Origin of the sequence: Nocardioides sp. (assembly GCF_031422975.1) — a bacterium.
GTDB lineage: Bacteria > Actinomycetota > Actinomycetes > Propionibacteriales > Nocardioidaceae > Nocardioides.
In genome coordinates this window covers 1-12,558 of record NZ_JANPEO010000012.1, presented here as the reverse complement: position 1 = coordinate 12,558, position 12,558 = coordinate 1, and the positions used below count along the sequence as shown (strand labels likewise).

The 12,558-nt window shown below is 70.6% G+C and carries 20 protein-coding genes; 10 read left to right on the top strand and 10 right to left on the bottom strand.

Annotated features, from left to right (window positions below; translation table 11 throughout):
• The 5 genes from RMO85_RS00505 to RMO85_RS00485 form a co-directional block, all read left to right on the top strand.
• Positions 1-211 (top strand): hypothetical protein (locus tag RMO85_RS00505; RefSeq protein ID WP_310525768.1); only part of this gene is annotated, 211 nt, incomplete at its 5' end.
• Between the two features lie 113 nt (positions 212-324).
• Complete coding sequence (locus tag RMO85_RS00500) at positions 325-1,011, top strand: energy-coupling factor ABC transporter permease (protein WP_310525767.1); 687 nt, start codon at positions 325-327, stop codon at positions 1,009-1,011.
• Positions 1,008-1,331, top strand: a complete 324-nt coding sequence (locus tag RMO85_RS00495) for a PDGLE domain-containing protein (protein ID WP_310525766.1) — start codon at positions 1,008-1,010, stop codon at positions 1,329-1,331. The genes RMO85_RS00500 and RMO85_RS00495 overlap by 4 nt, the downstream gene beginning before the upstream one ends.
• A gap of 1 nt (position 1,332) precedes the next feature.
• Complete coding sequence (gene cbiQ, locus RMO85_RS00490; RefSeq protein ID WP_310525764.1) at positions 1,333-2,001, top strand: cobalt ECF transporter T component CbiQ; 669 nt, start codon at positions 1,333-1,335, stop codon at positions 1,999-2,001.
• Positions 1,998-2,738, top strand: coding sequence for an ABC transporter ATP-binding protein (locus tag RMO85_RS00485; RefSeq protein ID WP_310525763.1), 741 nt, complete (start codon positions 1,998-2,000; stop codon positions 2,736-2,738). The genes cbiQ and RMO85_RS00485 overlap by 4 nt, the downstream gene beginning before the upstream one ends.
• Positions 2,739-2,742: 4 nt before the next feature.
• On the opposite strand, the gene RMO85_RS00480 is transcribed toward RMO85_RS00485, so the two are convergent.
• Positions 2,743-2,967, bottom strand: a complete 225-nt coding sequence (locus RMO85_RS00480) for a hypothetical protein (RefSeq protein WP_310525762.1) — start codon at positions 2,965-2,967, stop codon at positions 2,743-2,745.
• A 4-nt stretch (positions 2,968-2,971) separates the two neighbouring features.
• Entirely contained in the window at positions 2,972-3,412 is a 441-nt protein-coding gene (locus RMO85_RS00475) for a molybdenum cofactor biosynthesis protein MoaE (RefSeq protein ID WP_310525761.1), read from the bottom strand.
• Positions 3,413-3,460: 48 nt separating this feature from the next.
• Here RMO85_RS00475 and RMO85_RS00470 point away from each other — a divergent pair, with 48 nt between their 5' ends.
• Entirely contained in the window at positions 3,461-4,810 is a 1,350-nt protein-coding gene (locus tag RMO85_RS00470; protein WP_310525760.1) for a zinc-dependent metalloprotease, read from the top strand.
• On the top strand, positions 4,807-5,361 hold the full coding sequence (locus RMO85_RS00465; RefSeq protein ID WP_310525758.1) for an NUDIX domain-containing protein: 555 nt from the start codon (positions 4,807-4,809) through the stop codon (positions 5,359-5,361). The genes RMO85_RS00470 and RMO85_RS00465 overlap by 4 nt, the downstream gene beginning before the upstream one ends.
• Here RMO85_RS00465 and RMO85_RS00460 read toward each other — a convergent pair.
• The 3 genes from RMO85_RS00460 to RMO85_RS00450 form a co-directional block, all read right to left on the bottom strand.
• Positions 5,343-5,867 (bottom strand): M48 family metallopeptidase, encoded by a 525-nt coding sequence (locus RMO85_RS00460; RefSeq protein WP_310525757.1) that lies wholly within the window; start codon positions 5,865-5,867, stop codon positions 5,343-5,345. The two genes, RMO85_RS00465 and RMO85_RS00460, sit on opposite strands and share 19 nt — an antisense overlap.
• The gene (locus RMO85_RS00455; protein WP_310525755.1) at positions 5,860-6,894 is read right to left on the bottom strand and encodes a PHP domain-containing protein; all 1,035 of its coding nucleotides are present in this window, start codon (positions 6,892-6,894) and stop codon (positions 5,860-5,862) included. The genes RMO85_RS00460 and RMO85_RS00455 overlap by 8 nt, the downstream gene beginning before the upstream one ends.
• 313 nt (positions 6,895-7,207) lie before the next feature.
• Positions 7,208-8,014, bottom strand: a complete 807-nt coding sequence (locus tag RMO85_RS00450) for an enoyl-CoA hydratase/isomerase family protein (RefSeq protein WP_310525754.1) — start codon at positions 8,012-8,014, stop codon at positions 7,208-7,210.
• Between the two features lie 150 nt (positions 8,015-8,164).
• Here RMO85_RS00450 and RMO85_RS00445 point away from each other — a divergent pair, with 150 nt between their 5' ends.
• Positions 8,165-8,323, top strand: a complete 159-nt coding sequence (locus RMO85_RS00445) for a DUF5679 domain-containing protein (protein WP_091026547.1) — start codon at positions 8,165-8,167, stop codon at positions 8,321-8,323.
• A gap of 134 nt (positions 8,324-8,457) precedes the next feature.
• On the top strand, positions 8,458-8,964 hold the full coding sequence (locus RMO85_RS00440) for a hypothetical protein (protein ID WP_310525753.1): 507 nt from the start codon (positions 8,458-8,460) through the stop codon (positions 8,962-8,964).
• Positions 8,965-8,977: 13 nt separating this feature from the next.
• Here RMO85_RS00440 and RMO85_RS00435 read toward each other — a convergent pair whose 3' ends face one another.
• The 5 genes from RMO85_RS00435 to RMO85_RS00415 form a co-directional block, all read right to left on the bottom strand.
• Positions 8,978-9,136, bottom strand: coding sequence for a hypothetical protein (locus tag RMO85_RS00435; RefSeq protein ID WP_310525752.1), 159 nt, complete (start codon positions 9,134-9,136; stop codon positions 8,978-8,980).
• Positions 9,137-9,252: 116 nt separating this feature from the next.
• Positions 9,253-9,417 (bottom strand): hypothetical protein, encoded by a 165-nt coding sequence (locus RMO85_RS00430; protein ID WP_310525751.1) that lies wholly within the window; start codon positions 9,415-9,417, stop codon positions 9,253-9,255.
• A gap of 73 nt (positions 9,418-9,490) precedes the next feature.
• A complete protein-coding gene (locus RMO85_RS00425) occupies positions 9,491-9,820 on the bottom strand; it encodes a WhiB family transcriptional regulator (RefSeq protein ID WP_310525750.1) in 330 nt (109 codons plus the stop codon).
• A gap of 135 nt (positions 9,821-9,955) precedes the next feature.
• On the bottom strand, positions 9,956-10,111 hold the full coding sequence (locus tag RMO85_RS00420; protein ID WP_310525749.1) for a hypothetical protein: 156 nt from the start codon (positions 10,109-10,111) through the stop codon (positions 9,956-9,958).
• Positions 10,112-10,236: 125 nt separating this feature from the next.
• Entirely contained in the window at positions 10,237-12,288 is a 2,052-nt protein-coding gene (locus RMO85_RS00415; protein ID WP_310525748.1) for an ATP-dependent DNA helicase UvrD2, read from the bottom strand.
• An 81-nt stretch (positions 12,289-12,369) separates the two neighbouring features.
• On the opposite strand from RMO85_RS00415, the gene RMO85_RS00410 reads away from it, so the two are divergent.
• A partial coding sequence (locus tag RMO85_RS00410) for a glutaredoxin domain-containing protein (RefSeq protein ID WP_310525747.1) occupies positions 12,370-12,558 on the top strand: 189 nt, incomplete at its 3' end.

The following is a 12,558-nucleotide window of genomic DNA, read 5'->3' as shown; positions in this document are numbered from 1 at the left end:
CGCGCTCGTGCTCGCCTTCGGCATCGGGATGGCGCTGTCGCTGGCCGCGGTCGGCCTGCTGGCTCGCGACCTGGTGCTGCGCCTGGAGGGCCTGGCGCTTCGTCGCGGCTACCTCGGCGGACATGTCCGCACCTTCCTTCGCTACGGCGCGGCACTGGGGATCTGCGCGGTCGGCGCCGGAGTGGTGATCCGCACGGTGCTGCAGCTCTGAGCGCACGGTGTTCGACGTCACATTTCTTTTGCCGAAGGCCAATCCGTTCGGCGGGTTGGCGCCGAACTGAGGTTGTTGCACATCGCGTGCAACAAGGATCCGGGAGGTCACCGATGCACGTTCCTGACGGTTTTCTCGACGCCCCCACCTCCGTGGCCACCGCAGCTGCGGCGGCCGCCGCGATCGGCATCGCGCTGCGCGGGGCCCGGCGAGAGCTCGATGACCGCGTTGCTCCACTGGCCGGACTCGTCGCGACCTTCGTCTTCGCCACCCAGATGCTCAACTTCCCGGTGGCGGGGGGGACCAGCGGGCACCTCATGGGGGGTGCCCTTGCTGCGGTCCTGGTCGGCCCCTACACGGGCCTGCTCTGCATGACCGTGGTCCTGGTCGTGCAGTCGCTGCTCTTCGCCGACGGCGGCATCACCGCCCTCGGCACCAACGTCGTCTTGATGGGGATCGTCACCGTGGTCGTCGGCCATGCCGTGTTCCGGGGCGTCCAGCTCGTCGTGCCGAAGCGCCTGTCCATGGTCGCGCCGGCGGCCGCGCTCGGAGCCTTCGTCTCGGTGGTGCTGAGCTCGGCGACGTTCGTGGCGCTCTATGCGCTCGGGGGCGTCATCCCGATCCCGCTCGACACGTTGCTGACGGCGATGATCGGCGTCCACACGCTGATCGGTCTCGGCGAGGCCGCGATCACCTTCCTGGTCGTCGCCAGCATCGTCGCGGTCCGACCCGACCTCGTGTACGGCGCCCGGCGAGTGGTGGCCGTGCGCGAGCTCGAGACCAGGCTGGTCGCATCATGAGGGCCGTCTCGACGCGCACCGTCCTCCTGATCGGGTTCCTCGTCGCCCTCGCCCTCGCCGGCGTCGTCAGCTTCTACGCCTCGGCCAGTCCTGACGGGCTCAATCGGGTCGCCGGCGAGCTCGGCTTCTCGGGCGCCCAACAATCCTCAGGGACCAGCCGGGGTCCGCTCGCCGGCTACGAGACGGTCGGGCTCGGGAACGCCCGGCTGTCGGGAGGCCTCGCCGGAGTGCTGGGCTGCCTGGTCGTGCTCGGATGCTCCTCGCTGCTGCTGCTCCTGCGCAGGCACGCCCCGGAGCCGGCCCGGACGGGCGGGGAGTGACATGGGCGCCCCGCACGGTCACCGACTCCACTTCCACGGCCATTCGCCACTCCACCGAGCACCCGCTCATCACAAGGTCGCCGGCCTCATCACGTTCATGCTCGTCGTGGTCGCGACGCCCGTGCCCTGGCTGCCCGCCTTCGCGGCGTACGCCGCCCTGCTCGCCGTGCTCGTAGCCCTCTCGGGCGTCCCGGTGCCCTATCTCGCGCGGCGGATGGTCGTCGAGACGCCGGTGCTGATGTTTGCCGCGCTGCTGCCGTTCGTCGCCACCGGACCGCAGGTGGCGGTGCTGGGGCTGTCGCTGAGCGAGCCCGGACTCATCGCCGGTGGCGGTCTGGTGATGAAGGCGACCCTCGGCGTGCTGGCGAGCCTGCTGCTCGCCGCCACGACGGATCCGCGCGACCTGCTCATCGGGCTCGAACGACTGCGCGTGCCGGTCCAGCTCGTCCAGATCATGGGGTTCATGGTGCGTTACCTCGACGTCGTCTCCGACGAGCTCCGCAGGATGAAGACCGCCCGCGAGTCCCGCGGCTTCACCGCCAGCAACCCCCGCCACTGGCCGGTGATAGGACGCTCGGCCGGCGCGCTGTTCATCCGCTCGTTCGAGCGCGGCGAGCGGGTGCACCTCGCCATGATCTCGCGAGGCTACGACGGGAGCGTGCGCCGATGACCACCCCCGTGCTGGACCTGCAGTCGGTGGCCTATGCCTACCCCGACGGCCACCAAGCCCTGTTCGGCGTCGACCTGCACGTTCACCGCGGTGAGCGGGTGGCGGTGCTCGGGCCCAACGGTGCGGGCAAGACCACGCTCGTCCTGCACCTCAACGGCATCCTGCTCCCGGGACGCGGCACCGTGACGGTGTCCGGGCTCCCCGTCGTGAAGGACAACCTGGCGGAGATCCGCCGCCGCGTCGGCATCGTCTTCCAGGACCCCGACGACCAGCTCTTCATGGGCAGCGTCCGCGACGACGTCGCCTTCGGACCGCGCAATCTGGGGATCCGCGGCGCGGAGCTCGATCGCCGGGTGATGGCCGCGCTCGACCTGGTCGGCATGGCCGACTTCGTGGACCGCCCTCCCCACCACCTGTCCTTCGGGCAGCGTCGCCGCGTGGCCGTGGCCACGGTGCTGGTCATGGAGCCGGAGATCATCGTCCTCGACGAGCCCAGCTCCAACCTCGATCCGGCCTCGCGACGCGAGCTGGCCGACATCCTGACCGGCCTCGACGTGACCTTGATGATGGTCACGCACGACCTGCCCTACGCGCTGCAGCTGTGCCCGAGGGCGGTGGTGCTCTCCGACGGCATCGTCGCCGCGCAGGGCCGCACCCTCGACATCCTCACCGACGACGCGCTGATGAAGTCGCACCGGCTCGAACTGCCCTACGGTTTCGATCCGCACGCCTGCTGAGCCGTCAGCGGCGGGTCGGCCGCACCGCGATCCCGGTGCTGCGGTCGGCCACGCGGGCCGGCCGCGCGGGCAGGGCGGTGCGGTGGTCCTTCTCGAGCGCCCTCTGCAGGCGTAGGACGGCGACGTCCCGATCGACCTCGCCACGACCCTCGCGACCCAACCAGCTGACCCACACCATGGCGCTCAGGGTCACCAGGGCGGGCGGCACGAGCCAGAGCAGGATCTCCACGAGCTCAGGGTAGGCCGACCCACTCCTCCGCACCGTCCGCGAAACGCTGGTGCTTCCAGATGGGCACCTCCGACTTCAGGGTGTCGATCAGTGCCCGCGACGCGTCGAAGGCGACGCCACGGTGACTGGCGGTCGTGGCCACGATCACCGCGATGTCGCCGATCGCCAGGTGTCCGACGCGGTGTACGGCGACGAGTCCGTGCACGTCGTACGCCCGTGCCACCCGGTCACAGACGTCGCGCAGCTGGGTGAGGGCCGTGGGGTGCGCGCTGTAGTCGAGGGACGTGACGCCCTGGCCGCCGTCGTGGTCACGCACCCGGCCGACGAACAGCGTCAGCCCGCCGGCCGAGTCGTCGTCCAGGGCCGCGACCACCTCGGTGACGTCGAGGGGCTCGTCGCGGATCGCCACGAGGCGGACGGCGGTGTGGTGGGAGGCCTGCGTCATGTGTCGAGTGTAGGTATCGCACTGGGGAACGGTGAGTACGGTTGAGTCATGAGCAACGACCCCGGCGACGGCCCGGACGAGCAGAACCCGTTCAAGGGCACGCCTTTCGAGCAGCTGTTCAGCGGCCTTGCCGGTGGAATGGCCGGCGGGATGGCTGGCGCCGGCGGTGGGCTGCCCGACCTGAGCGCCCTGATGAACCAGATGCAGGCCTTCATGCAGCCGCACGACGGCCCGGTCAACTGGGCGGTCGTCACGGACATGGCGCGCAAGGTGTCGGCGCACGAGCCCGACCCGACGCCCACCCAGGCCCAGCGCGATGCGGTCGCGGACGCGGTGCGGCTGGCCGACCACTGGCTCGACGACGCCACCGACTTCCCTTCCGGAGTCACCACGACCGCCGCGTGGAGTCGCGCCGACTGGATCGTGGAGACCACGGACGTCTGGAAGCGACTCGTCGAGCCGATCGCCGGCTCCGCCGTGGGAGCCCTCGGCAACGCCCTGCCCGAGGAGGCCCGCGCGATAGCCGGCCCGCTGCTCGGCATGATCGGCAAGGCGACCGGCGCGATGGTCGCCAGCCAGGTCGGACAGGGCGTGGGTGCGCTGTCGAGCGAGGTGCTCGGCGCCTCCGACATCGGCCTCCCCCTCGGCCCGGACGGCAAGGCGGCGCTGCTGCCCGGCAACGTCGAGAAGTTCGCCGCCGAGCTCGACGTCAGCACCGACGACGTCCTGCTCTACCTCGCGCTGCGTGAGGCCGCCCACCAGCGCCTCTTCGCCAATGTGCGCTGGCTGCGCGAACACCTCATCGGCGCCGTCACCGCCTACGGCGAGGGCATCGAGATCAACACGGCCGGGATCGAGGAGAAGCTCCGCGAGATCGACCCCACCAACCCGATGGCGATGCAGTCGGCCATGGAGGGCGGGCTCTTCGACCTCGCGAAGTCGCCGGCACAGCAGGCTGCCCTGGAGCGGCTGGAGATCACCCTGGCGCTGGTCGAGGGCTGGGTCGACGAGGTCGTCTCCCAGGCCACCGAGACCCGCATGCCCACCGCCGCCAAGCTGCAGGAGACCGTGCGCCGCAGGCGCGCGGCCGGCGGCCCGGCCGAGCAGACCTTCGCCTCCCTGGTCGGGCTCGAGCTGCGTCCCCGGCGACTGCGCGACGCCTCCACCCTGTGGGGCTCGCTCCGGACCCGTCAGGGCACCGAGGGTCGCGACGGCGTGTGGATGCACCCCGACCTGCTGCCCACGGCGGCCGACCTGGACGACCCGCTCGGTTTCCGCGAAGACGCCGCGACACCGGAGTCGCTGACCGACGAGGACTTCGACGCCGGGTTGCGCGAGCTCCTCGACGGCCCGTCGGACACCGAGGCAACCGACGCCACCGACTCCCCCGACGAGTGATCCGCGACGACGCGCTCGCCCTGCTGGCGGGCTGGCGGCCACCGAGCCCGCACGACGAGGCACTGCGCGATCGCTACGTCGCCCATCTACAGGCGCACCCGGACGGCCTGCTCAAGGGATGCTTCCCCGATCACCTGACGGCCGGGGCGATCGTCGTGTCACCTGCGGGCGATGCCGTGCTCCTCAATCACCATCGCAAGGCCGATGCCTGGCTCGCCTTCGGCGGCCACATCGAGCCGGGCGACGCGACGCTGGCCGGGGCGGCGCAACGCGAGCTGGTGGAGGAGTCCGGCCTGACGGCCTTCGAGTTCGATCCGTCTCCGCTGTCATTGGACGAGCACGCCGTGGACTTCTGCTCCGACCGGGGCACCGTGCGCCACCTCGACGTCCGGTTCCTGGCGACCGCCACCCCCGACGACGAGCACGTGGTGAGCGACGAGTCGCTGGACGTGCGCTGGTGGCCGGTCAGCGCACTTCCCACGACGTTCGACGACATGTATCGCCTGATCGACGCCGCCGTCGCGCGGGTGCGTCAGTCGACCTCGTCGTAGCCGTCGGGCAGCTCCATCCGCGCCGCGGATGACCAGCCGGCCAGATAGCCCTTGGCCCGCTCGGACCTGGGATAGCGGTCGACCCACGCCCAGAACTTCGGCCCGTGACCGGGCTCGAGCAGGTGTGCGAGCTCGTGGATGAGCACGTAGTCCACGACCCATGACGGCATCTGCTGCAACCGCTCGGAGAGGCGGATCGACCGGTCGCCGGGCGTGCACGAGCCCCAGCGGGACTTCTGGTTGGAGACCCAGCGGACGCTGCCGGGAGTCGCCAGGCCACCGAGCCAGGCGTCGTTGAGGGCGGCGGCCCGCGCCAACAGCTCCTCGTCACTCGGCTTGCGCCGCGACTCCGTGCGCTCGATCCGAGCGACCATGTCGGCGACCCACTTGGCCTCCTCACGCCTGCTCATCGAGGCGGGGATCAGCACCACGATGGTGTCGCCCTCGCGGTATGCCGACACGGTGCGCCGGCGCCGCTTGGAGCGACGGACCTCGACCTCAGTCACGGTTGGCCCACTCGAGCAGACGGTCCCGCGGCCACGTGTTGACGATCCGGTCGGCGTCGATGCCCGCCTCCTCGGCGCGCTCGCAGCCGTAGTCGAGCATGTCGAGCTGGCCGGGCGCGTGTGCGTCGGAGTCGATGGAGAACAGGCAGCCCTGGTCGCGGGCGAGTTGCAGCAGCCTGGTCGGGGGGTCTCGTCGCTCGGGTCGCGAGTTGATCTCGACCGCGGTGTTGCTCTCGCGGCACGCCTCGAACACCGCGCGCGCGTCGAACTGGCTCTGCCGGCGAGTCCCACGGTTGCCCGTGACCAGGCGCCCGGTGCAGTGCCCGAGCACGTTGGTGCGCGGGTTGCGTACGGCGCCGAGCATCCGACGCGTCATCGCGTCCGCGTCCATGGCCAGCTTGGAGTGGACGCTGGCGACGCGGACGTCGAGCTCGGCCAACAGCTCGTCGGTCTGGTCGAGGGAGCCGTCGTCGAGGATGTCGACCTCGATGCCCTTGAGCAGCGTGAAGGCGCCGCCGAGGTGGTCGTTGATCGCCGCCACCACCCCGAGCTGGCGGGTGAGCCGCTCCGCGCTCAGCCCGCGTGCCACCTTCAGGCGCGGCGAGTGGTCGGTGAGCACGAGGTACTCGTGCCCCAGCTCCATCGCCGTCATCGCCATCTCCTCGATCGGCGAACCGCCGTCCGACCAGTCGGAGTGGGAGTGGCAGTCGCCGCGCAACTGCCCTCGCAGCTCACGGCCCCCGGTGGCCAGTGGCCCCACATGCTCGGCCTCGAGGGCGGCGAGCCGGGCGGGCACGACTCCGCGGCAGGCATCGGCGATCACCGCGGCCGTGCTCGGCCCGATGCCGGCCAGGTCGGTGAGCGTGCCGGCCGCTGCCCGGGCCTCCACCTCGTCGTCGCCCAGCGGCAGGATCACCGCGGCGGCGGAACGGAACGCCTGGATCCGTCGGGTGTCCTCGCGCGCGCGTTCGAGCAGGAAGGCGATCCGCCGCAAGGCGGCGACCGGGCCGCCGGCGTAGTCACTCATCGAGTCTCCTGCTCAGTTTTCTTTGCTCCACAGGCCGTTCATCATCATTGTGGCTGGTCAGAGGTCGCTACGCCGCGTGGCCGGGCGTGTCACCCACATCCTCGTCCCCGCCGCGGGTCCGGTTATCCCCCGCTCTCGGCCCGTCCTGCACAGGTTGTCCACAGGTCTGTCCACAGCCGTGCAGGGACCCGCGTTGACCGCGGGAACCGGCGTCTCATAGGTTGGCGGCGGATGAGGCCCTCGGCCCGTCGGGCACGACCAGCGTGGGGAAGCGCTTTGGTCGGAGGCCAGCGGACCGGGGGCCTGATCTATCTCAGGAGCCTTCGAAGACCGGTGCCCGCCTCTCGCGGCTGGCCCTGATCCCTTCGTGCAGGTCGGCGGTGGCCAGGGTCATCGGCTGGGCCAGCGACTCCCACTGCAGGGCGCTCTCGAAGTCGGCGTGCCCCCCGTCGGCGAGCGCGATCTTGGTGAGCCGGGTCGCGATCGGCGCGGTGGTGGCGATGTCGGCGGCGATCGCGAGCACGTCGTGCTCGAAGGTCCCGCTCTCCAGCACCTTCGACACCAGCCCGATGCGCAAGGCCTCCTCCGCGTCGATCACCCGGCCGGTGAGCAGCAGGTCGCGCGCGTGGGCCGGGCCCACGACGTTGGGCAGCAGGTAGGTGCCGGCCATGCCGGCGTGCATGCCCAGCTTGACGAAGGGGACCCCGAGCCTGGCCCCGGTTGCGGCGTACCTGATGTCGCAGGCAAGGGCGAGGCACAGGCCGGCACCGATCGCGGGTCCGTTGACGGCCGCGATCGTGGGCACCTCGAGCTTGCGGATCGAGAGCCAGGCCCGATAGAACGGCACCATCCGGTTGCGGAGGTGGTCGACGCTCGCGTCGGGCTCGCTCGAGATCCAGCCGGTGTTGCCGCCCGAGCAGAAGGCCGACCCCTCGCCGGTCACCACGACGGCCCGCACGGACCGGTCGGTGGCGATGTCGTCGATGGCCTGCACCCACGAGGCGGTCATCTCGTCGCTCATCGCATTGCGCATGTCGGGGTTGTCGAGGGTGAGCCGGACGACTCCCGCAGAGGGTCGGTCAAGGCGAAGATGCGTGTAATTGGCCGTGTTCTCAGACATGGGCGGCAGCCTACTGACCGCGCGTGTTGCGGCTGGGAGCGAGCCTGCTTGGCGTAGGGTCGAAAGCGGACCAGCGGCCACGCCGTGCGTCCCCGACGGGCTTCCCCACCACTCCCGTCGTGACGAGGCGAGAAAAACAAGGAGGCCGTCATGGCGGAGACCTGGAGCGGCGAGTTCTACTGCGTCAAGTGCAAGGAGAAGCGCGAGGCCGAGGGCGAGGTCAGGGTCAACGACAAGGGCACCCGGATGGCGAAGGCCGTCTGCCCGGTCTGCAGCACCAACCTCAACCGCATTCTCGGCAAGGCGTGACGTTCGCCCACTGACTGATCAGCCGGCGACGCCCCCCTCGTGGTGGCGTCGCCGCTGACATGGCGGAGCCGTCCGCTGGCCGGCCCTGTGGATGACCGGATGCGAGCCGGGCCCGAGGTTGCTTGAGTGTCGTCATGGCCTCCATGTCGACCGGGATCCGTGCGCGGGTGCACGCGCCACCCTCCTGTCTCGCGAGCATCACAGCCGTCCTGACGCTGGCCGGCCTGCGCCCGACGCCCGGCGCCGGCGTCGCCCTCCTCGTGGCGGTCCACGACGATCCCGCCGCAGCAGACCTGTGGTCGATCGACTCGCTGCCCCACCTGCTCGTGCGACTCAGCGCGGAGTCCGTCCGCGTCGGACCGTTCGTCGAGCCGGGCACCACCGCCTGCCTGCGCTGTCTCGCGGCCGCCGGTCCACCTGCTGCGTGCGCGGGCGCGGCGTACGCCGATGTCGACCCGGCGCTGCTGATGGTGGGCCTCGGCTGGGCGGTCCGCGACCTGGCGACCTGGCAGGCCGGTCAGCTGCCGACGACGTGGTCGAGCACGGTGACGATCGGCGCAGCCCTGCACCCCGAGATCACGCACTGGCCCAGGCACCCGCACTGCGGTTGCTCGTGGGGGCTTGACGTCGAGACCGGCTGAGCGAGTCGCCCGGTCACCACCACTCGCTGTCGAGCTTGCCCTCGATCGCGCGCAGGTGCTGGCGCGAGCAGTCCTCGCAGTAGGTGCGTGAGCGGCCGTTCTCGACCGACGTCATCCACGTCAGGGTGAGGCCCTCCTCGGCCTGCCGCCCGCAGAGATCGCACGTCCGCATGAGCGCAGGCTACGCCCCGAGCGGACGCAGGGCGGCCCCATATGTGCCAGAGCCGGCACGACCGTGGTGGTCGTGCCGGCTCTGCTGCAACACCCGCGATCGGGGCGAGGCTGGTCCTAGATCACGCGGGCGAGGGCGAGACGCGCCTGCTGCGCGGCCAGTTCGGCCTTGCGGCTCAAGCGACGGGCCATGGCCAGCTGGTGGCCACGTCGCAGTTGCTGCGCCTCTCCCAGGCGCGCGGACATCTGCGCGCGCGCCAGGTCTTCGTGCATGGTGAACATGTCGTGTCCTTTGAGAGTGTGGGTCATGGCTGAGGAGTTCTCCGGTTCAACGTGTGAAGGGTGCCGTCGCGCGTCACGCTGCGGCTTCGATCTTGCGGGGTCGACCGCGGGGACGCTTGCGCGCAATCACCACGCCTTGAAGGAAGAGTTCGCCGCCCCAGACACCCCACGGCTCGCGCCGTTCAAGGGCGCCGCTGAGGCACATGGCCTGGACCGGGCAGTCCTGGCACAGGGTCTTGGCGTACTCGACATCGGACGGGGATTCGGCAAACCACAGCTCTGCGTCGTTGGCGCGGCAGGGCAGCAGCTCGTCTTCCACCTGGGCAGCCGCGTCGTGGAGGCCGCCCAGATCACCCTGGATGGCGTCGCCGGCTCGGTTGCGGTCGAGAACACTGATGGTCATGTGTGTCACCTCCACTCGTTGACCTGATCGCTGGTGCAGAAACTTCTGAGGATCGGGTCCGCGGCTTTCGAGAAACGAAAAGGCCGCGGATCCCGGTAGGGGATCCGCGGCCTGGAGGTGAGCCGGTCAGTGTTCTCAACTGATCGGCGGACTCCAGGCGTCAGATCCCGGGTAGAGGCCCGTCGGGCGGACTGCATCGACGCGCACGCGAGAAGCGTCGGAGGCCGAACCGCAGATGGGCATGCCAAAGCTCGGCGCGATGGCCGGCTGGTGCCAGGTGTTGATCTTCATGCGGTCCACCTCCTTTGGGTGTTCGGGGCGCCGACCGGTGTCAGTGGTCGTGGTGCGCGACGGGCGTTGGGAACAAAAGTAACCGCTGCCCCGTGTAATGGGCAAACGATTTTATGGGTATTTCTTCACTTTTCCGTGCCGGACAGCAGGCCCAGCACGTCGTCGCCGTACTTGGCCAGCTTGGAGGCCCCCACGCCACTGATCTTCAACAGGCCCCGTTCGTCGCTGGGACGGTGCTCGGCGATCAGCTGGAGGGTCGCGTCGGTGAACACCACGAAGGCCGGGACGCTGTCGTCGGCGGCGCGAGCGAGCCGCCACTCGCGCAGTCGCTCGAAGAGCGCTTCGTCGTACGACGCCGGGCAGTCGCCGCAGCGGCCGATCTTCTTCTCCGAGGCAGACGAGAGCGCGCCACCGCACTCGCGGCAGTGTCGGGCCTTGCGGTTTCGGCTCGTGGTCGTGGTCACGGCGACGGAGCCTGCGACCTCCGCGACGCCGTCGAGGAACCTCGACGGCTTGCGCGAGCCGCGACCACCGGGGTTGCGGGCCAGGGCCCACGAGATCGACAGGTGCCTGCGGGCCCGGGTGACCCCGACGTACAGCAGGCGACGCTCCTCCTCGATCGCAGCCGGTGTGTCGGCGTAGGTGATCGGCAGGGTGCCGTCCTGCATGCCGCACAGGAACACCGCGTCCCACTCCAGCCCCTTGGCCGTGTGCAGGGTGGCGAGGGTGACGCCGTCCGCCAGTGGCGCGTGCTGCTCTGCTGCTCGGCGGTCGAGGTCGTCGACCAGGTCACCGAGCTCGGCGCCGGGGTGCTCGGTGACGAACTCGGCCGCCTGGTCGACCAGCGCCTGCAGGGACTCCCAGCGGTTGCGGGTCTCCCCGCGGGTGCCGGGCGGTTCGGTCGTCCAGCCCATCCCGGACAGGGTGGCCTGGACGAGCTCGGTGATGGATCCGTCGGCCTGTCCTCCTCGCGCCGTGCCCCGCAGCAGGGTGACGGCCTGCCGGACCTCGGCCCGGTCGAAGAAGCGCGCGGCGCCGCGGACGACATAGGGGATCTTGCGCTGGGTCAGGGCGTCCTCGAACGTCTCGGACTGCGCGTTGATCCGGAACAGGATGGCGATCTCGCCGGCGGTGGTCCCGGCGGAGCGCAGCGTCGCGATCGTGTCAGCGGCAGCAGCCGCCTCCGCGACCTCGTCGGAGTGGGCGCGATAGGTGACCTCCGGCCCACCCGGCTGCTGGGCGACGAGCTCGACGCCCAAGCTGTTCGTCCCGGCCAGCATCTGGTTGGCCGCGCCCACGATCTGGGGGGTCGATCGGTAGTTGCGCACGAGCTCGACCGAGGTGGTGGCGGGATACTTCTTCGCGAAGTCGCGCAGGTAGGACGCATTGGCGCCGGCGAAGGAGTAGATGGTCTGGGCGGGGTCACCGACCACGCAGATCTCGTCGCGCCCACCGAGCCACAGGTCGAGCAACGCCGACTGGAGCGGCGAGACGTCCTGGAACTCGTCGACGACCAGCCACTTGTACTGCCGACGGACCTGGGCGGCGACCGCCTCCTCGTCGGCCAGCAGCCCGGCCGCGAAGAGCAGCACGTCCTCCATGTCCATCCGGGTCTGGCCGCGCTTGATCTCCTCGTATCCCTGGTAGATCCGGGCCACGGAGTCGGCGTCGAGCTGGGAGACCGACCGGCCCCGCTGGCCGGCGACCCGGGCGTAGTCGTCGGGCGAGACGTTGCTGACCTTGGCCCACTCGACCTCGCTGGCGAGATCGCGCAGGAGCGCCTGGTCGGCCTGGACACGCTGCCGGCGGGCGGCGCCGGCCAGCAAGCCGATCTTGGAGTCGATCAGCTCCGGGAGCTCGTGGCCGTGCACGCGCGGCCAGAAGTAGCGGAGCTGGCGCAGCGCCGCGGAGTGGAAGGTCCGGGCCTGCACCCCGCCGGCACCGAGGGTGCGGAGCCGGCCTCGCATCTCCCCGGCAGCCCTCGTCGTGAAGGTCACGGCGAGGACCTCGGTCGGCGCGTAGACGCCCGTCGCCACGCCGTAGGCGATCCGATGGGTGATCGCGCGGGTCTTGCCCGTCCCCGCCCCGGCGAGCACCCGCACCGGCCCGCGGATGGCCTCGGCGACCTGGCGCTGCTCGGGGTCGAGCGCGGCCAGCAGATCCTCGGGCGTGGGCATCGGTGCGGAACAACTCCCCGGGGTGGATGGTTGGGTTCGACGAACACCGGAAACCCTAGACGTCAGGACGGACAACGCCTCATGAGCTTCACGATGTACAGCACTCCCTGGTGCGGCTACTGCCACCGGCTCAAGGGCCAGCTCGACCGTGAGGGGATCACCTACGACGTCGTCGACATCGAGCAGACCCCCGACGCCGCGTCCATCGTGGAGCAGGTCAACAACGGCAACCAGACCGTGCCGACGCTGGTGTTCGCCGACGGCTCGGCC